Annotated in this window: 14 protein-coding genes; 7 read left to right on the top strand and 7 right to left on the bottom strand. The window is 63.0% G+C overall.

The features are described from left to right. Positions 1-179 precede the first annotated feature (179 nt). Genes AC4FWB_RS03300 through AC4FWB_RS03290 form a run of 3 tightly spaced genes read left to right on the top strand, consistent with a single transcriptional unit; the run spans position 180 to position 3,974 of the window. Positions 180-1,106: a carbohydrate ABC transporter permease gene (locus AC4FWB_RS03300; RefSeq protein WP_491024317.1), complete on the top strand. Its 927-nt coding sequence runs from the start codon at positions 180-182 to the stop codon at positions 1,104-1,106. Further along, positions 1,106-1,963, top strand: coding sequence for a carbohydrate ABC transporter permease (locus AC4FWB_RS03295; RefSeq protein WP_491024316.1), 858 nt, complete (start codon positions 1,106-1,108; stop codon positions 1,961-1,963). Before AC4FWB_RS03300 ends, AC4FWB_RS03295 begins: the two co-directional genes overlap by 1 nt. Before the next feature lie 19 nt (positions 1,964-1,982). Then, positions 1,983-3,974, top strand: a complete 1,992-nt coding sequence (locus AC4FWB_RS03290; protein ID WP_491024315.1) for a glycoside hydrolase family 127 protein — start codon at positions 1,983-1,985, stop codon at positions 3,972-3,974. A gap of 70 nt (positions 3,975-4,044) precedes the next feature. Here AC4FWB_RS03290 and AC4FWB_RS03285 read toward each other — a convergent pair whose 3' ends face one another. Together AC4FWB_RS03285 and AC4FWB_RS03280 are read right to left on the bottom strand one after the other, a co-directional pair. Further along, positions 4,045-4,902, bottom strand: a complete 858-nt coding sequence (locus AC4FWB_RS03285; RefSeq protein ID WP_491024340.1) for a DUF1194 domain-containing protein — start codon at positions 4,900-4,902, stop codon at positions 4,045-4,047. A gap of 43 nt (positions 4,903-4,945) precedes the next feature. Further along, positions 4,946-5,932: a DMT family transporter gene (locus AC4FWB_RS03280; protein WP_491024314.1), complete on the bottom strand. Its 987-nt coding sequence runs from the start codon at positions 5,930-5,932 to the stop codon at positions 4,946-4,948. Positions 5,933-6,094: 162 nt separating this feature from the next. On the opposite strand from AC4FWB_RS03280, the gene AC4FWB_RS03275 reads away from it, so the two are divergent. Next, entirely contained in the window at positions 6,095-7,852 is a 1,758-nt protein-coding gene (locus AC4FWB_RS03275; RefSeq protein ID WP_491024313.1) for a BTAD domain-containing putative transcriptional regulator, read from the top strand. 212 nt (positions 7,853-8,064) lie between these two features. On the opposite strand, the gene AC4FWB_RS03270 is transcribed toward AC4FWB_RS03275, so the two are convergent. After that, the gene (locus AC4FWB_RS03270) at positions 8,065-8,694 is read right to left on the bottom strand and encodes a TetR/AcrR family transcriptional regulator (RefSeq protein WP_491024312.1); all 630 of its coding nucleotides are present in this window, start codon (positions 8,692-8,694) and stop codon (positions 8,065-8,067) included. Between the two features lie 75 nt (positions 8,695-8,769). Between AC4FWB_RS03270 and AC4FWB_RS03265 the strand changes: the two genes are divergently transcribed. After that, positions 8,770-9,306 (top strand): quercetin 2,3-dioxygenase, encoded by a 537-nt coding sequence (locus AC4FWB_RS03265; RefSeq protein ID WP_491024311.1) that lies wholly within the window; start codon positions 8,770-8,772, stop codon positions 9,304-9,306. Between the two features lie 6 nt (positions 9,307-9,312). Here the strand turns inward: AC4FWB_RS03265 and AC4FWB_RS03260 are convergent, their stop codons facing one another. The 3 genes from AC4FWB_RS03260 to AC4FWB_RS03250 all read right to left on the bottom strand — a co-directional run bounded on the left by AC4FWB_RS03260 (position 9,313) and on the right by AC4FWB_RS03250 (position 11,996). Next, positions 9,313-10,113, bottom strand: coding sequence for an endonuclease/exonuclease/phosphatase family protein (locus AC4FWB_RS03260; RefSeq protein ID WP_491024310.1), 801 nt, complete (start codon positions 10,111-10,113; stop codon positions 9,313-9,315). A 24-nt stretch (positions 10,114-10,137) separates the two neighbouring features. Then, a complete protein-coding gene (locus AC4FWB_RS03255; protein ID WP_491024309.1) occupies positions 10,138-11,598 on the bottom strand; it encodes a phospholipase D-like domain-containing protein in 1,461 nt (486 codons plus the stop codon). Between the two features lie 194 nt (positions 11,599-11,792). Then, complete coding sequence (locus tag AC4FWB_RS03250; RefSeq protein WP_491024308.1) at positions 11,793-11,996, bottom strand: hypothetical protein; 204 nt, start codon at positions 11,994-11,996, stop codon at positions 11,793-11,795. Between the two features lie 177 nt (positions 11,997-12,173). Between AC4FWB_RS03250 and AC4FWB_RS03245 the strand changes: the two genes are divergently transcribed. After that, complete coding sequence (locus AC4FWB_RS03245) at positions 12,174-15,050, top strand: TM0106 family RecB-like putative nuclease (RefSeq protein ID WP_491024307.1); 2,877 nt, start codon at positions 12,174-12,176, stop codon at positions 15,048-15,050. Between the two features lie 431 nt (positions 15,051-15,481). Here AC4FWB_RS03245 and AC4FWB_RS03240 read toward each other — a convergent pair whose 3' ends face one another. After that, positions 15,482-16,897 carry an FAD-binding oxidoreductase gene (locus AC4FWB_RS03240; RefSeq protein WP_491024306.1) on the bottom strand — a complete coding sequence of 472 codons (1,416 nt, stop codon included), beginning with the start codon at positions 16,895-16,897 and terminating at the stop codon, positions 15,482-15,484. 106 nt (positions 16,898-17,003) lie between these two features. Here AC4FWB_RS03240 and AC4FWB_RS03235 point away from each other — a divergent pair, with 106 nt between their 5' ends. After that, positions 17,004-17,726, top strand: coding sequence for a winged helix-turn-helix transcriptional regulator (locus AC4FWB_RS03235; protein WP_491024305.1), 723 nt, complete (start codon positions 17,004-17,006; stop codon positions 17,724-17,726). Positions 17,727-17,789 lie beyond the last annotated feature (63 nt).

Genomic DNA, 17,789 nt, shown 5'->3' with positions numbered 1-17,789 from the left:
GCGCCGACCCACCTTCTCCCACAGGGGGAGAAGGGGAAGGCGATCGGCCGGCCGAGCGCAGCGCCGAGACGGATGAGGGGTGTTCCAGAGAACACCAGCGTCTCACTCCGCTGGAACACCCCTCATCCGTCGCCTTCGGCGACACCTTCTCCCACAAGGGGAGAAGGGGGAGCCAAGCCATGACCGCCATCACCGCCACGTCCGCTCCCGCCCGCGCCCGAGCACGCCTCGGCGTCAGCCGCCGGCAATGGGTGGGCCTGCTCTATGTCCTGCCGGCCGTCGCTTTCGTCACCGTCTTCTTCGTCATCCCGCTCGGCATGACGGCCTGGATGTCGCTCAACAACTGGCCGCTGATGGGCGAGCATGCCTTTGTCGGCCTCGATAATTATTTCGCCATCCTGCGCGACACCCGGTTCTGGAACGCGCTCAAATTCACCTTCTACTACACGGTGATCGTCACCATCGCGATCTTCGCCGTCGCCTTTCCGCTGGCGATCTTCATCGAAAGGCCGCGGCCGCTCACCAATCTCTACCGCACCGCCTTCTTCATGCCGGCGGTGGTGGGCTTTGCTTCGGCAAGCCTGCTCTGGTCATGGCTGCTCAATGTCGATTCCGGCCTGTTCAGCCCGGCCGCCTTCGACCTCGGCCTGACCGAGAAGAAGGTCAATCTTCTCGCCACCTTCCAGCCGGCCTTCTGGTCGATCATCGCCATGGTGGTCTGGAAGGTCGCGGGCTTCACCATGATCATCCTGATGACCGGTCTGCAGTCGATCCCGCAGGACCTGCAGGAGGCCGCTGTCATCGATGGGGCAGGGCCGTTCGCCAGGTTCAGGGCGATCACCCTGCCGCTGATGCGCCGCACGCTGGCGCTGGCGCTGATCCTGTCGGTGGCGGGCTCGATCCTCGCCTTCGACCAGTTCTACATCATCCTGCGCGGCGGTCCGCGCAACCAGACGCTGACGGCCGTCTACTGGATCTTCAACCAGTCCTTCGTGTCGTTCAAGCTGGGCTACGGCGCGGCACTTTCCATGGTGCTCTTGGTCATCCTGGTGGCGCTCAGCCTCATCCAGCTCTGGCTGCTGCGCAAGCCCGAGGGGCTCGACTGATGGCCGAGGCGATGTCGCAGAACCGCAAGGCGGCCTTTAATCTCGCCAGGCACTCCACCGGCATGATCGCCTCGGTGCTGTTCCTGGCGCCGATCGTGTGGACGGTCCTTTCGACCTTCAAGCCGGCGCAGGAGGCGCGCCAGCCGCCGCTGCCGCCCTGGCCGACGACGGGCTTCTCAGTCGAGAACTACCAGACGCTGAACAGCTTCGGCGACGGGCTCTGGGCCTCGGCGCAGAACAGCATCTACGTCTCGGCGATGACGGTGATCCTGTCCGTGCTGGTCAGCGTGCTCGCCGGCTACGGCTTCTCGCGCTTCCGCTTTCCGTTCCGGGATTTCTTCTTCATCCTCATCCTGTCGACGATCATGATCCCGTTCCAGTCGATCCTGACGCCGATCTTCCTGGTGCTGACAAGGCTCGGCCTGCACAACACGCTGACGGGTCTGGTCTGCGTCTACGTCACGCTGCAGCTGCCGTTCTCCATCTTCATGATGCGCAACGCCTTCGACGCCGTGCCGCGCGAGATCGAGGAGGCGGCGCGCATGGACGGCGCCAACAACGCCACCATGCTGGTGAAGGTGATGCTGCCGCTGGTCTGGCCGGGCGTCGTCACCATCGCGCTGTTCGCCTTCCTCGGCGCCTGGAACGAGTTCCTGGCAGCGCTCGTGCTGATGACCGACCAGTCCAAGTTCACCCTGCCGGTGATGATGACCGCGCTTCAGTCCGGCCGCTTCGGCGCCATCGACTGGGGCGCCGTGCAGGCCGGCGTCACCGTGATGATGGTGCCCTGCCTGATCCTCTTCCTGGCGCTGCAGCGCTTCTACATCCGCGGCCTCATGGCCGGGGCCGTCAAATAATCAGAATGGAGTGACGTTCATGACCGCATCGCAACCCGCCGCCTCAACCAAGGCGGAGACATCCGCGAAGCTCGCCTTCCGGCCGTTGCCTGTGCCGCAGGTCGATGTCCGCGGCTTCTGGGGGGACCGTGTCGATGCGGTTGCCGCCAAGACCGCCGGCATTCTCTACGACCGCTGCGTCGAGGCGCGCATGCTGGAGCAGATCGATCCGGATCGCCCGTCGCCGGGCGTCGTCATCCCGTTCCACTCGCCGTCGCCCGACGAGGCGGACGCGCAGGGCGCCGAGTTCACCGGCTCGACGGTGACCACCCAGATGTTTTGGGATTCCGACTGGGGCAAGACCATCGAGACCGCCGCCTATTCGCTCTACCGGCGCCGCAATCCGGAACTGGAAAGGAAGATCGACGCCGTCATCGATATGTACGGCAAGCTGCAGCAGGAGGACGGCTATCTCTCCAGCTGGTACCAGCGCATCCAGCCCGGCCTGCGCTGGACCAATCTGCGCGACTGCCATGAGCTCTACTGCGCCGGCCATCTGATCGAGGGCGCCGTCGCCTATTACCAGGCGACGGGAAAGCGCAAGCTGCTCGACATCATGTGCCGCTATGCCGACCACATCGCCTCGATGTTCGGCCCCGAGCCCGGCAAAAGGAAAGGCTACTGCGGCCACGAGGAGATCGAACTGGCGCTGGTCAAGCTCGCTCGGGCGACGGGCGAGAAGAAGTACATGGAGCTGGCAAAGTACTTCATCGACCAGCGCGGCCAGCAGCCGCATTATTTCGACGAGGAAGCGCGCGCCCGCGGCGCCGACCCGAAGGCCTATCACTTCAAGACCTACGAGTACAACCAGTCGCACAAGCCGGTGCGCGAGCAGGACAAGGTCGTCGGCCACGCGGTGCGGGCGATGTACCTCTTTTCCGGGATGGCCGACATTGCCACCGAATATGGCGACGACAGCCTGCGCGCGGCGCTCGACCGGCTCTGGGACGATCTGACCACCAAAAGCCTCTACGTCACCGGCGGCATCGGTCCGTCCGCGCATAACGAAGGCTTCACCAGCGACTACGACCTGCCCAACGACACCGCCTATGCCGAAACCTGCGCTTCCGTCGGCTTGGTGTTCTGGGCAAGCCGCATGCTGGGCATGGGGCCGAATGCCCGCTACGCCGACATGATGGAGCGGTCGCTCTACAACGGCTCGATCTCGGGTCTGTCGCTCGACGGCTCGCTGTTCTTCTATGAGAATCCGCTGGAGAGCCGGGGCGGCCACCACCGCTGGAAGTGGCACCGCTGCCCGTGCTGCCCGCCCAATATCGGCCGCATGGTGGCGTCCATCGGCAGCTATTTCTACGGCCTCGCCGATGATGCGCTGGCCGTCCATCTCTACGGTGACTCGACGGCCCGCTTCGAGATCGCCGGCCGGCCGGTCAGCCTCGTCCAGACCAGCAATTACCCCTGGGACGGCGCGGTCGCGATCGAGATCGAGGCCGAGACGCCGATTGCGTTCACGCTTTACCTGCGCGTGCCCGCCTGGTGCCGCCAGGCAGCACTGCGGGTGAACGGCAAGATGGTCGATCTCGACACGGAGACTGTCGATGGTTATGCCGCGATCCGGCGCGAATGGCGCCAGGGCGACCGGGTCGAGCTCGACCTCGAAATGTCGATGTCCAGGCTCTTCGCCAATCCGCAAGTGCGCCAGGACATCGGCCGCGTCGCGCTCGCGCGTGGCCCGCTGATCTACTGCGTCGAGGAAACCGACAATGGCGGCGGACTGCACCGCATCGCCTTGCCGCGCGAGGCCAGGCTGGAGGCGCATCCCGAGCCGAACCTGCTGGGCGGCATCGTCACGCTCTCAGCCATCGGCAGCAGGGCCGGGACAGAAAACTGGGGCAGCGATCTCTACCGCCCCGAGCCGCCGGCGACCGAGGAGACGAAAATCAAGGCGGTCCCGTATTTTGCCTGGGACAACCGCGATCCCGGCGAGATGCTGGTCTGGCTGCGGGAAGGGTGAGCGCCAGAGCATTGCGTCGCGCGCGCAACGCTCTGGCGGCAAGTCCTGATCAACGTCCGGCCATGCAGGCCTACTGAATGCCGGCCATCGTGGCAGCGAGGGGTGCCCAGGCACCTGTTGCCGCCATGTGTGCATCGACATTCATGCTGACTTCGGTCACCAGTTTGCGGCGAAGGGCGATGGCGTAGTCGTGCGGCTCCTTTGGCGACATCACGAAGGCTCGCGATCCGCCGATGACCGATCGGGCGAAATAGGACGCCAACGGTTGCTTGGGATCCTCGTCGTCCGCTGGAATGGCGATCGCGTTGATCGTGTATCCCTTGGCGATGGCGTTCAGCCTGCTTGGCTGAACGGGAAGCCCGTCGTTGTTCTCGCCGTTGGAAGAGATGTCGATCACCTTTTTCATCGCATTTCCCGGGAATCGGTCGAGCAGAAGGCTGCCGACGTCGATGGCCGCCGAGACCGATGTTCCGCCCCGGCCCCGACGCATATAGCCGGTATCGCCTTTCCCTCTGATCACTGCCGCTGCTGCCTTGGCGTCTTCCAACCCGCAGATGCGTGTCCACGGCAGCACGGTGCGCGTGTGGCCGGGACTAGACCATTCGAAATAGGCCACGCCGATGCAGCCAAGGTAATTCTGGGAGATGGCCCTGATGATTTCCGGCGAGGTGAGCGCCGCGGCGTGCCCCTCGCGCTGCAGATCGGCGATCTTGGTGTCGATCGAAGAAGAGAAGTCCACGGCGAAGACGACCGCGACGTCGACATTCAGCACCGCACCATCGATGTTCGCGGCATTTGCGCTTGGTTCCCAGAGCGCCAAGGCGGCAAGCGCCGCCAGCGCCAGCGCGGAACGAGCGCGCTTTGCCGGCTCGGCATCAAGCCGCGAGTGCGGTTCGCTGTGAAGGCGTTCGAACATTCTACCCTCCATCTCAACGACAGGTTTGTTTCGGTTGGCGAACGAGCGCGGCGCATCACCGGCAAGGATCATGGAACGCCTCCTCGTGAGCAGGATTGGGCGTGCTCCCCCAGCCGGCTGGTACGCCTGCAAAGGCGGGGACTCCCGCGCCGGAAGCGCCTGCATCGGGTCGCGAGGCGGGGCGCGCCGGCGTTCGGGTCGACATCGCAACCGACAGGATCGAGCCGAGGATGATCACCGCACCCAGTGCTCCCACCGCTGAACACTGTTCGCCGAGGAAGATCGCCGCTCCGAGGGCTCCGAAGACGCTTTCGGCGCTGACGATCACGGCGGCGTGGCTGGCTGATGTGAAGCGCAGGGCGGCAATCTGGATGCCGAAAGCGACCGCTGTGGAGAACACCCCGAGCACCACCAGTTCGGGGCCAGCCTCGGAAGCCGCGGTGAATGACAGGTTGCCTTGCATTGCCCCGAGCGGAAGGGCGAGCGCGGCGACGGCGAGGAACTGCGCGGCCGCGGCCGTGAAGGGACGGGCATGGGTCTGGATGTGCCGCTCGAGCTCGACTATCCAGAGCGCATAGCAGCCGGCCGACAGAAGGGCGGTGAGATCGCCGCCGCTGAGGCCGGCGATCCCACCTGAAAGAAACAGGCAGCCGACGACGGTCGATCCCGCGGCTAGTATAAGGCCTGTCGTCGGACGTTCGCCCATGAGCAGCCAGGCGGCCAGCGGCGTTATCACCGTTGTCGTGCTTATCAGGAAACTCGCATTCGTGACGGTGGCGCCGAGGTAGCAGAGCTGCTGCAGCATGATGGAGACGGCAAACAGCACGACCACCCGGGCCAGGCTGGAAGAATGGGCGGCGCAGGCAGGCAGCCGCCTTTCGGTCAAGACGAAAGGCAGCACAAGCAGGCCGCCGATCAGGCAGCGCAAGCCAACCGCGCTCAACGCATCGAGGTGATCGAGCACCGTCTTTTGCGCCACGTTGCCGAAGCCCCACAGCGCGGCGGCAAACAGCAGCAGCAAGTTGGCTGTGAGCTTTGACATTCGCCCGCACCCCGCACCGAATATGTGATAAATTCAGCTATCTCTAATGCAGCAAAGTCTAATCGGAGCGCCGTCACGGCAGCGCTTGGGGGGCGGGGTTCCGGAGTTTCCGCAGCGTTAGTTTTGAGTTAGAATTTCGTCATTCTGAAAAGCTGCAAACAAATGCGAAATGGGGAAAGCATCGCAGCCAGCAAAGTCTCGCTCTTCGGCGGTTTCCAGATCGAGAAGGAAGCTGGCGGTCCGGTCTGGCTGACCGGGAAGCGAGGCCCCGCGATCCTTGCCTATCTGGCTCGCTGTCCGGGCATGGCCGCACCACGGGAGAGGCTGGCCGACCTCTTGTGGAGCGATAGCGACAGCGAGCACTCGCGCAACAGTCTGCGGCAGACGCTCAGCGTCCTGCGCCGGGATCTGTCGCGGGCAGGCATGGATATCATCCATTCCCGCAAGGAACTGATCGGCCTTGCGCCGGGAGCGGTGCGGGTTGATGTGGAGGACTTTGAGACGGGTCTGCTGGCCCGTTCCGCCCAGGAACTCCAAACGGCCCTAGCACTTTACACCGGTCCATTTCTCGACGGTTTTTACCTCGGCAGCAATGTTTTTGACGATTGGGCGGCATCGGAACGCGAAAGGCTGCTGAGCCGAGCGCTTGAGTCCTTCGAGAAGCTCGCTCGCCTCGTGGACGCCGAAAGCGGACTGGCCGTGGCCGATCGAATTCTGGCCATGGAGCCGGCGCGTGAAGAATCCTATCGGCTGAAGATGGAACTGCTCATTGCCTGCGGCCAGCGGGACAAGGCCCTGCGAACATTCGAGGCTTGCAGAAGCGTGTTGAAGAAGGAGTACGGTGTCAACGTCGGCCCGGAGACCCGAGCGCTTTGGCAATCCCTCTCTGTTGCCGACGCCTCGCCAGGTCAACAGCCGGCAAATGCCGTTCCGGCCGGTCAGCGCCTCGGGCGTCCATCCATCAGCGTCGGCGACTTCGCCAACCTGACGGGAAAGCGGGGCGACGACTTTTTCGCCAAAGGTCTCGTTCATGACATCACCACGGCCCTCTCCGAAGTGGCCAACTATGTCGTTCTCTCGGGGCTCCCGCCTCCGGAGACCAGCGAGGATTTCAAAGCGCCGGCTACCCCGCGGGCCCGCTACGTGCTCAACGGCAGCATCCAGAGGTCAGGCGACGAACTGAGGGTGAACGTCCAGCTTGTCGACGCTGCCGGCGGTCACAACGTCTGGGCCCAGAAATTCGACGGCCACCCGGAGAACGCCCTCGAATTCCAGGACAGGATCGCGCAATCGGTTGTGCTGGCGGTCAGCCTCGAACTTCAACTGACCAACTGGAAGGTTCGCGACAAGAGCCCGCCGGGTGTCCCCGAAGTGCGCTGGTTGGTGAATGAAGCCTTGATGAAGTATTTCGAGATGACCAGGGACTCGCTGTTGGAGTCGAAGGAACTCGCCGAGAAGGCGCTGTCGATTGCACCCGAAAATGCCCGGGCAAAGCGGACGCTCTCCATCGCGACGACCATGGGGCTTGCCTTCGGCGCGCTGCCGGCCAAGCGGGAGCACGTCGACAACGCGATCCGGCTTGCCGAAGATTCGGTACGAGCCGTGCCGGACGATGAAATCGCCCGTTGCATCCTGTCCTTTGCCTATTTGTGCGAGGGCCGGATCGACGAGGCAATTGTCGAATGCCGCCACGCCGTCAGCCTCAACCCGAGCTATCCGAGTGGCCACGGTGACCTGGGCGAGCTCTACGGCCTGCGCGGCCAGGTGAGCGAGGCGCTGCGCGAGGCCAATGAAGCGATCCGGCTCGGCGCGCATGATGTCATCGACTTCTGGCGCCATCATGGACTGGCCGTCGCGCTGTTCGCCGGCGGCGCCGACCGCCGGGCGCTCGACGGCGCCCGCGGGGGGGTCAGGACGTAGCCGGCGTTCGTCCGCGGCGCCCTCTATTGGGCAGCCGCGGCTTCAGCGACCGGAAACAACGAAGAAGCCTCACGCGCCATCCATCATTGCCTGTCGCAACTGCCCCATCTCAACCTGGGCAATGTCTGCCCCGGTTTTCTGCCGCGCTACGTGAAGGAAGACCATCACGCCCGCTTCCTTGAAATGCTGTCGAGGGCCGGCCTTCCGAATTCCTAACTCGGTGATACCGGGGCGCCGGCATTGTGCTCATCCTCAAGCGCGGCCCGCACAAGCGCATTGGCTGCCCACACCGAAAGGTTTTCACCCTCTTCTGCGCCCAGGCCGCAGACATCGCGCTGTACGATCAACGCCTCCCAGCCGATCACCATGGCAAGCGCCCGGACGAGCTGGTTCCAGCGCTTCGGCTCCAGCCGATCCCGCAATGGCGACAACGCCTGCTCGATCCATTCGATCCGGCGGTAGCCGCGGCGCGGCGCGCCCTCCGCTGGCGGCTCTCCATCGACCGTGAGCTTGATCAACGAGCGGCCGAGCTTTTCGACCTCTGGGCTGACGTGGTGCAGCGCGCGGACCAGATGCTCCACCCGTGCCTCGCCGTCATCGCTCGCCTGCTCGATGGCGCGATCGACCGACGCCTGGGAGAGCGCGCCGACCGTCGCATCAAGCAGCAACTGATCGAAACTTGGAAAGTAGAGATAGACGGTTCGCCGCGACACGTCGGCGGCGGCCGCCACGTCATTGACGGTCGGCGTCTCGCCGCGGGCGAGCAGCGCGATCGCCGCGTCGACGATCGCCTTGCGGGTACGCCGCTTCTGTGCGGCGCGAGGGTGTGGATTGACATTCATGCAACCTGAGTATACCGAAGTGCACTAATTGCACAAGAGTGCAATATAGCGACAGACACCTTGAAAGGGGCTTTCATGACAATCTCCAGCCATACCGCTAGTGACGCACGTTTCCTGGGGCCGGGTGAGGGGGAGGCGATCTGGTTCCTGCGAAACCGCATGACGGTGAAAGCCACCGAGGCCAGCACCGGAGGCGGTTTCGGCCTGCTGGAATCCCTGATCGCGCCGGGCTTCTCGCCGCCGCTGCATGTCCATCATCGCGAGGACGAATCCTTCTACGTGCTGGAAGGGGAATTGACGATGAAATGCGGCGACCGCACCTTCCGGGCGACAGCGGGCTCATTCGTGTTCCTGCCGAGGGATGTTCCCCACACTTTCGTGGTCGAGGGCGACAAGCCGGCGCGGATGTTGACGTTGCTGACGCCGGGCGGCGGCGAGGGCGTTTTCGTCGACGCCGGTCGGCCGGCGGAGGCGGAAGGGCTACCGCCGGCGACGCCACCCGACATCGAGGCTCTGAAGCATGTGAGCGCCCGCTATGAGGCCGAAATCGTCGGGCCTCCCATGGCCCCGACGGGCCAATTTCTCGCAGCCCTTGCCGTCGCTAGGGCTTAGCCCTCTCTACAGATGCACGTAGGCAGTGAGCGGCAAATGATCGGAGGCGACCCGCGAGAGCGGCGTGTCATGCGCTTCCACGGCTGAGACCATGCCGTGCCGGTTGCCCAAGATCCGGTCGAGCGCCAGCATCGGCAGACCCGACGGAAAGGTGGGCACCGCCGGCGGCGAGGGGCCGAAGGTTGTGTGCAGCGTGTTGAGCGCCGAGCGGTTGCCGAGGCGCCATTCATTGAGGTCGCCGAGCAGAAGCGTCGGCCTTTCGTCCACGCTGCTCATGATATCGAGCACGACGCGGGCCTGTTCCGAGCGCGAGCGGCGCAGCAGGCCGAGATGAGCTGCGATCACGCGCAGCGTCCGGTGCTCGTCGAGATCGATTTCGGCGACCAGCGCCCCGCGCGGCTCCAGGCCCGGCAGCCTGATCTGATGGACGTCGCGCACGGTGCCGCGCTTGAACAGGAGCACGTTGCCGCGCCAGCCATGTGCCTTGCCGTTTCCGGTGATCGGTACCGGCACCAGCCCGGTTTCGATTTCGAGGCGGTTGAGGTCGAGCAGCCCGGCGCGGTCGCCGAAGCGGTTGTCGGCCTCCTGCAGGGCGATCACGTCGGGGCTGATTTCGCGGATGACGCGCGCGGTCCGTTCGGGGTCGAATTTGCGGTCGACGCCGATGCATTTGTGGACGTTGTAGGAGGCGACCACCATCTCGGCGCCTTCGGTCCGCTTGCGCGGCGTCGACATCGCCTTGCGTGCCTTTCTGCCGCGGATCGACAGGAGCACGGTCTCCGGAAGGCTGCGTCCGTTTCTCTCCATGGGTCTGCTGCTCGTCTTCCTCGTCTATAGATAGGGCGATCCCAACCACAGCAATCGGTCGAAGACACGAATGACAAACGGGCGGGCCTTCAGCGTCTGCAGCGTCACCGCTTGCGCGGAAGCGATCGCGGCGCCGATGCGGGCTTCGACCGCGGCGGCGAAGGTGGCATCCAGGATCTCCATGTCGATCTCGAAATTCAGCCTCAGCGACCGGGCATCGAGGTTTGACGAGCCGACATAGCCCCACACGCCGTCGATTGCCATCAACTTGGAATGGTCGAACGGGCCTTCGTGGCGCCAGATGCGGCAGTAGTGCTTCAGCACCTGGTCGAACTGCGCCGTCATCGCATGGTCGACGAGGAAGAGGTTGTTCACCGCCGGCACGACGATGTCGATCTCGACGCCGCGCCGGCCCGCCGTGGTCAGCGCGCTGATCAGCTCGCGGTCCGGCAGGAAATAGGGCGACATGATGCGGATCGATTTGCGGGCGACCGAAAACGCCCCCATCATGAGCTTGTGGTTGGTTTCGTTCGAGGCATCCGGGCCCGTGGCCACTGCGCGCACCAGCATCGGCTGTCCGGGTGGCGGCGCGGTTCGTTCGACCTGCCAGATGTCGCCCTTCAGCGCCTCGTTGCCGGCGAAGCGCCAGTCCTCGGCGGCGACCGAGAACAGGTCGGTCACCACCGGCCCGGTGACCTCGAAATGCGTGTCCCTGGAGCTGTCGGAGCCGACGAATTCGGCGGAAAATCCCTTGCGGATGTTCATGCCTCCCGTGAACGCCACCGTGCCGTCGACGACCAGGATCTTCCGATGGGTCCGGAGATTGGCATAGGGAAGTCTCAAGCCCATGACGATGTTGCCGTTGAAGAGGTCGACGGCGACGTTTTCCTCCCTGAGCTGCTTGAGGATGCTGGGCACCGAATAGCGCACGCCGACGGCGTCGATCAGCACGCGCACGGTGACGCCGCGTTTGACCGCGCCGGAGAGCGATTGGACGAACGTCTGTCCGACCGCGTCATTGTCGAAGATGTAGGTCTCGAGAAGCACGCTTTTTTGTGCGCCGTCGATCGCCCGGCACATCGCCGCATAGGCTTCGTCGCCGGTTTCGAGCACGGCGATGGTGTTTCCCGACGTCAGCGGCCGTCGCGCCACCCTGTCGCCGAGCGTCTTCAGCCCGATGAAGCGCTCGCCATATTGGGCGCTGATCAACGCCTCCATGGCCACGTCGCGGTCGTGCCTTGCCTCGGCGGCCTCGCCAGTGACCGGCCGCATGGCGCTGATCGTCGCGCGGCGGATGCGGTTGATGCCGGCGATGGCGTAGATGATCGCGCCGAGGAAGGGCGACAAAAGCATCACGCCGACCCAGCCGGTGGCGGCGCGCACGTCCTCCTTCGTCATGATGGCGTGGACGATGCCAACCGCCGCCATCGCCAGGGAGAGGGCGAGGATAAGCGTAGACCAGTGACTCGCTATAGCCTGCAACATCAGCCCGACTATTGAGCGAGGATGAGCGGAAGGCAATGCGGGCTGTCAGTGCAAGACGAGGACAAGCTCTTGGTGCATGATTGGGAGGCCCGATTTTGCAACCAAGCTCCGTCTGCTTGTCGTCGGCTTTTGGTCCGAAGCCGACGGTTGTCTTCTAAGACGCGAACGGCAGCTTTGCGCCGCCATTTTGTCACTCAGACGAAATAATTCTTTTCTCGAAAGCGGACATAAGCGCCGACGACGTTGCCCTGGCGGCCATTGCTGCAGGCGGTGCAAAAACCACGAGCAGTGTCAGGCAGGATCTTGGTGCCGTGAGCTGGGCACAGGGCGGTCAAAAAGATCGTCGCGCCGACGCGTTCCGCCCCACTGCAGATGCCCTCTGAGGTAACCCGCGCCATGGCTTCGCAGTTTCCGTCCGGTGCTTGCGGGAAGACGCAACCACATCCACGTCATAGCGGTTGATGGTCTAGCCAGTCTTTGTCGGCACTGCACCGACAGGTCATCGGTTGTTCGTGATGTGATTAGCATCACGTTCGCGCCTACGCACCTCTGGTCAGCGGCAAAGGAGTCACGCGATGGCCTGCAGGATCACCGACGATGTTATTGATGCGCTGCAGCACTGCAGATTGAAGGCGTATTTTCGACTGCGCGGTGAGGAAGGCGTCAAATGCGGCTATGAGAAGTTGCTGATTGAGCAACGCGCCAACGCGCAGCGCAATGCAATCGAAAAGATCCGGCGCGAATATAAAGAAACCGATGTAGCGACCGAACTCAATTTGTGCTTGACAAATCTTCGAAAAGGAGCTGCGTTTATTATTTGCGCTCGTTTGGACGACGATCGCCATGAAGTCGTCTTCGATGGACTTCGCAAGACCAATGGGCACTCAACGCTCGGAGACTTCCAATATCAACCGGTGATGTTTTGCGCGGCGGGACGGGTTCGCGCTTCCGATCGCCAACAGCTTGCCGCGCGCGCCGTTCTTCTGGCGCAGGTTCAGGGGGTGTTTTCTGGTAGCGGGGTTGTCTATATTGGGCGCGACAGCAAGAAGACGGGCATTCGTTTCGGATCGACGCTGGCGACTATAGAAAACCTCCTCCGAGACGCCGAGCGCTTGCAACGGGCGGAAGGCCCGCCGAAGCTGCTGTTGAATGACCATTGCCGCATCTGTGAGTTCCGCGACCGCTGCCGTGATCAGGCCATCAGGGAAGACAATCTGAGCCTCCTGCGTGGTGTCGGCGAAAAGACAATCAAGCGATACGCTCGTAAGGGCGTACTCACTCTCACCCAGCTAGCACATACCTTTCGGCCCCGACGCCGAGGCAAGCGGGCCGATGCTCCGCTCAGATTGCGCGACCACGCGTTGCATGCACTGGCTATTCGCGACCAAACGATCTATGTGCTCGGTGCACCGAAACTTCCGACCGCGTCCGTGCGGATCTACCTGGATATCGAGGGTGTTCCCGAAGAGGGCTTCACTTATCTGATTGGGCTCGTTGTTTGCGATGGCGAACGCGTTGAACGCCACTCATTATGGTCCGATGACCGGAAGGGTGAAGCCGAAATATTCGCCCGGTTTCTCACTATTGTTGGGCGTTATGACGCTCCGCGCATCTACTGTTACGGCAATTACGAAAGTAGCTTTATCGCGCGCATGCGGCGCCAAGCCCGACGCAAAAGGAGCATTGACGCTGTTTTAGCTGCGCTAACGAATGTGCTCACGGTCATCTATCCGCATTTCTATTTTCCCACTTATTCGAACGGTCTCAAGGAGGTTGCGGGCTGCTTGGGCTGTCGCTGGACCGAGCCGGACGCATCCGGCATTGAGAGCGTCGTCTGGCGCAAGAACTGGGAGAAGACTGGCGACGCGCGGTGGAAAACCAAGTTGATCGAGTACAATCTCGATGATTGCGAAGCGCTACGCAGAGTCAGTTCTTTTCTGAGCGAGCCACTGACCGGCGGTACTGAGAGTAAATCTGGCATATTGCCGCGGGTGGCGACCGTGGCGCAACTCGATAATCTGGCGCGTACCGTGACTTGGTCACAATTTGCGCATGCCGATTTCGCGTTCGTCAATAAGCGGGCCTATTTCGACTACCAGAAACGCCACGTATTCGTTCGAACGAAACCAGAGCGGAGGACACGAGGCGGCAAGACACAGCGCCGAAGGTGGAAAAACCGTGAATTGCGGGCGACACACCGAATCGAAATTACAGCAACACGTTGTCCCTTCTGCAAAAGCAAGCACATTACATCCATTGACCGGAAGCAACGGCCGAAGGGATTGCAGACGAGGCGCAAGCGCGCCTTCGATCTCGTCATCACACCGGGAGCGATCCGCCGGAAGGTGATTGAGTTCAGAGCGGTCGCCTATCATTGCACAAATTGTGAACGAAGCTTTACCCCCGAGCGCTACGAGCGCCTTGCGCGGCACTTTCACAACTTCATGAGCTGGTTCGCATATCAGCACATCACGCATCGACTCGGGGTCAAGTCTCTCGGCGCGCTATTCTATGAGATCTTCGGCATCCGAGTGAACTGGTGGGAGTTCCTAACCTTCCGGCATTTGCTCGTCCGTCGTTATCGCAAGACCTTCAATATGCTTCTCACTCAATTGATCACAGGGCCTGTGTTACATATTGACGAGACCGAGGTGAAATTGAAGGACGGTAGCGGTTACGTCTGGGTGTTCGCGAGTGAATCCGCCACCATCTACATTTTCAGACGCTCGCGCGAGGGACATTTCCTGCGGAAGATGCTCAAAGACTTCAAGGGCGTAATAGTTACCGATTTTTATGCAGCCTACGACGGGCTCCCGTGTTTGCACCAGCGCTGCCTTATCCACTTGATGCGCGACATGAATCGCGCAATCCTCGACAATCCGTTCGATCAGGAGCTTCAGTCCATTACGGTGCCGTTTGGTGCCTTGTTGCGATCTATCGTCGTCACAGTCGATGAGCATGGCCTCAAGCGCAAGTACCTAAGACGTCACGCGAGGGCTGTGGTGGCGTTCTTCGATGCGCTTGCGGAACACACCTACGAATCCGATGTCTCAAAAGCTTTGCAGGAACGTCTGCTCCATAATCGCGAGCGCCTGTTCACGTTCCTGCAGCATGACGACGTGTCGTGGAACAACAATCTGGCCGAGAACGCAATCAAGCGCATCAGCGATTATCGAGAGGATGTCGGACGAAGCGTCAAAGAAGCAGGGCTTACAGAGCAGTTGGTATTGCTGAGTGTTTATCAAACCTGCCGTGTGAGAGACCTAAGCTTTCTAAAATTCCTGCTGTCGCGAGAACGCGATATGGATGCCTTTGCAGCGGGCAGGCATCGCCGGCGACGCCCCTCGCGCATTGAGCTCTATCCGAAGGACTTTTTGCCATCCTCGATTCTTTCACTTCGCCGAGAACGAGTTGCTCGGGTTAGCGACACAACAGTCGCGGAAGCTAAGTGACCGCTTGGGAGGAAGCGGATGATTTGATGCACTTTCCGTGTGTCTGGCTGTTGACGGGCCGCTTGATGTCGCGGGCTGACCCGACGTACGTGATCGTCCGTTCCGGCATACAATTCCATCAGGTTGTCAGTCCGCTTTCGACGCGGCGTAGTGACGAATGACTGTTTCTGGCGGTCATTGGCTACAACGTCGAATCTCACGCGCGCCTCGCAGGTACGCCCATCAGTTCGATCGCGGCGTCCAGTACCAACGGCGCTTGAAGGTGTTCGCGCTAATCGGTCGCGCCACCCACCCTGAACTATCGGAGTACCGCGCGGCGCCAGCGTCCGATATGTACCTCGCCCAAGCGCACCTGGCGACGTCGCACCCCACCCGGCACGCAATACCGATCAAGCATCGCCGGCAACCGTCGGAACTCCCCACACCATTTCTCAACCCGGGCGGATATTCTGGTTGTGGCGGAAGACGTTGTCGGGGTCGTACCTAGTCTTGACTTCCGCCAGCCGGTCAAAGACGGAGTCGCCGTAGGCCTCGCGGACCCGGCCCGGGTCTTCGTCGCCGCCGAGGAAATTGACGTAGACGCCTTCGCGGAAGCGACCAAGGGCGGCGAGGAACCCCCTCGTCCAGGCCGTCTCTCGGTCGCCGAAGTTTTCGCCGGGCCGCCACGCAGCGTGGACGATGATCGCGTGCGACGCCTGCCGGTTCCCGAACGCCGTCGCGCCCTCGGCGACGCGGCTCACCGCCCCCTTCAGATGGAACATTGCCACATACGACCGTGGCGACGAGCAGGAGAACGCGTGCCTGGCAATCACGTCGATGAGGTCGTCGCGGAGCGCGGGGAGGTGGGTGGCCTTCCAGTAGTAGTTCCAACCGTGGAGGACGGTCGAGTCGAGCGCGCTCTGGAATACCACGTACGGCTTGGGCCCGGCCAGATCGAGGAGGGGAGTCCGGAATGCGCGGAGCGGGCGGAGCGCCTTCTCACCGTCCTCGATCGGCCCGGCGTAGCAGATGCCGACCATCATTACCTGGCGCCAGTGCAGATTCTCGGGGATGACCGATAGAGGCGGCACGGTGCAGAATTTTACGACCGTGCCGAGCTCGTCGGGAGCGCCGCGGATGAAGTCGCGGTAGAAACGGAGGACCTCCCCGGCGTCGCTCGCGTCCCAGAGGATGGGCCCGGCCAGAACGATGGGCCCGACGGAGTGGAGGCGAAACTCGAACGAGGTGACCACGCCGAAGTTGCCGCCGCCGCCCCGCAACGCCCAGAACAGGTCGGGGTGCTCGTGCTCGGATGCCCGCAGCCGCTCGCCGTCGGCCGTCACGACGTCGGCGGCGAGGAGGTTGTCGACCGCGAGGCCATGCTTGCGCATCAGCCAGCCGATGCCACCGCCGAGGGTGAGCCCGGCGACTCCGGTGTGGCTCACGATTCCGCCGGTGGTGGCCAGGCCGTGCGCCTGTGTCTCGTGATCGACGTCGCCCCACAGTGCGCCACCCTGCACCCAGGCCCTGCTGGAGGCGGGATCGACCCGCACGGCCCTCATGGCCGAGAGGTCGATGACGATCCCGTCGTCGCAAACGGCGGTGCCCGCCACGCCGTGGCCTCCACCGCGTATTGCGATCTCCAGATCATGGTCGCGTGCGAAACGCACGGCCGCGACCACATCTGCGGTCCCGATGCATTGGGCGATCAGGCGCGGGCGCCGGTCGATGGCACCGTTCCAGACTGCACGTGCGATGTCATAGTCGGCGTGGTCGGCATTGATCAGCCGGCCTCGGAACCCGTCGATTTCCACGACGGTTGACTTCTTGCTCACGCGGCCGACTTCCGCGATCGTCGATGTCGTCATCGTGTCCTCCTTTTTTTCTCGGCTGCCATCGAACCACCGCGGGCCGCGGCCGAACAGTCAAAAATCTGGACTTCACAACCGAAGGCGGGCGCGCGACACTGTCCTCATGAGGACATACGGCCAGTATTGCCCCATCGCTCGCGGCGCCGAGATCTTCGCCGAGCGCTGGACACCGCTGATCATCCGCAACCTGCACCTTGGCTGCGGAAACTTCAGCGAGATCCTAGAGGGCGCGCCGGGACTCTCCCGTACCCTGCTCTCGCAGCGGCTCAAGCAGCTGGAACGGCTGGGTGTCGTCGAAGCGGCGCCCAAGTCTGACGGGCGCGGGCACCACTACGAGCTCACTTCGGCGGGCCACGACCTCTTCGCGGTCTGCCAGTCGCTCGGCGAGTGGGGTGCGCATTGGCTCGAGATCGCCCCCGAGCACCTCGACCCCTTTGTGGCCCTGTGGTCGATGAGCAACGCGCTCCGCCGGGACCGGCTCCCGGATCGACGCGTCGTCATCCGCTTCGACTTCACCGGCCGCCCGCACCGTGAGCGCTACTGGCTGCTCATCGAGCTCGGAGACACGGAAATCTGCAAAACAAACCCGGGCTTCGACGAGGATCTCTACGTCACGGCGGACGCCGAAGCCTTCGTCAAATGGCACGCCGGCCAACTCAGCTGGGCCCAGGCCATCCGCGAGGACCGCATCCAACTCGACGGCTCCCCGTCGCTCATAAGAGCATTTCCAACCTGGAACGCCCGCAGCATGTTCGCCCACATCAGGCCGGTCTCCCGCACCGCCACGACCCCGCAGGCAGACATACGGCAGCGTAGCTTCGCTTGAGCGATTGTCGCGCGAGGCCGGGGCAAAGACATGCGTAAAGTCAAATCCTAAAGCGCATGGAGC

This window comes from Mesorhizobium sp. LEGMi-168a (genome assembly GCF_058312955.1).
Note: the sequence above shows the minus strand (reverse complement) of the source record. Positions and strands in the feature narration are given on the sequence as shown.

Bases quoted from the DNA above. Each gene is read 5' to 3' on its own strand.
- AC4FWB_RS03300 (WP_491024317.1), top strand. From the start codon at position 180: ATGACCGCCATCACCGCCACGTCCGCTCCCGCCCGCGCCCGAGCACGC.
- AC4FWB_RS03295 (WP_491024316.1), top strand. From the start codon at position 1,106: ATGGCCGAGGCGATGTCGCAGAACCGCAAGGCGGCCTTTAATCTCGCC.
- AC4FWB_RS03290 (WP_491024315.1), top strand. From the start codon at position 1,983: ATGACCGCATCGCAACCCGCCGCCTCAACCAAGGCGGAGACATCCGCG.
- AC4FWB_RS03285 (WP_491024340.1), bottom strand. From the start codon at position 4,902: ATGGAGGGTAGAATGTTCGAACGCCTTCACAGCGAACCGCACTCGCGG.
- AC4FWB_RS03280 (WP_491024314.1), bottom strand. From the start codon at position 5,932: ATGTCAAAGCTCACAGCCAACTTGCTGCTGCTGTTTGCCGCCGCGCTG.
- AC4FWB_RS03275 (WP_491024313.1), top strand. From the start codon at position 6,095: ATGCGAAATGGGGAAAGCATCGCAGCCAGCAAAGTCTCGCTCTTCGGC.
- AC4FWB_RS03270 (WP_491024312.1), bottom strand. From the start codon at position 8,694: ATGAATGTCAATCCACACCCTCGCGCCGCACAGAAGCGGCGTACCCGC.
- AC4FWB_RS03265 (WP_491024311.1), top strand. From the start codon at position 8,770: ATGACAATCTCCAGCCATACCGCTAGTGACGCACGTTTCCTGGGGCCG.
- AC4FWB_RS03260 (WP_491024310.1), bottom strand. From the start codon at position 10,113: ATGGAGAGAAACGGACGCAGCCTTCCGGAGACCGTGCTCCTGTCGATC.
- AC4FWB_RS03255 (WP_491024309.1), bottom strand. From the start codon at position 11,598: ATGTTGCAGGCTATAGCGAGTCACTGGTCTACGCTTATCCTCGCCCTC.
- AC4FWB_RS03250 (WP_491024308.1), bottom strand. From the start codon at position 11,996: ATGGCGCGGGTTACCTCAGAGGGCATCTGCAGTGGGGCGGAACGCGTC.
- AC4FWB_RS03245 (WP_491024307.1), top strand. From the start codon at position 12,174: ATGGCCTGCAGGATCACCGACGATGTTATTGATGCGCTGCAGCACTGC.
- AC4FWB_RS03240 (WP_491024306.1), bottom strand. From the start codon at position 16,897: ATGACGACATCGACGATCGCGGAAGTCGGCCGCGTGAGCAAGAAGTCA.
- AC4FWB_RS03235 (WP_491024305.1), top strand. From the start codon at position 17,004: ATGAGGACATACGGCCAGTATTGCCCCATCGCTCGCGGCGCCGAGATC.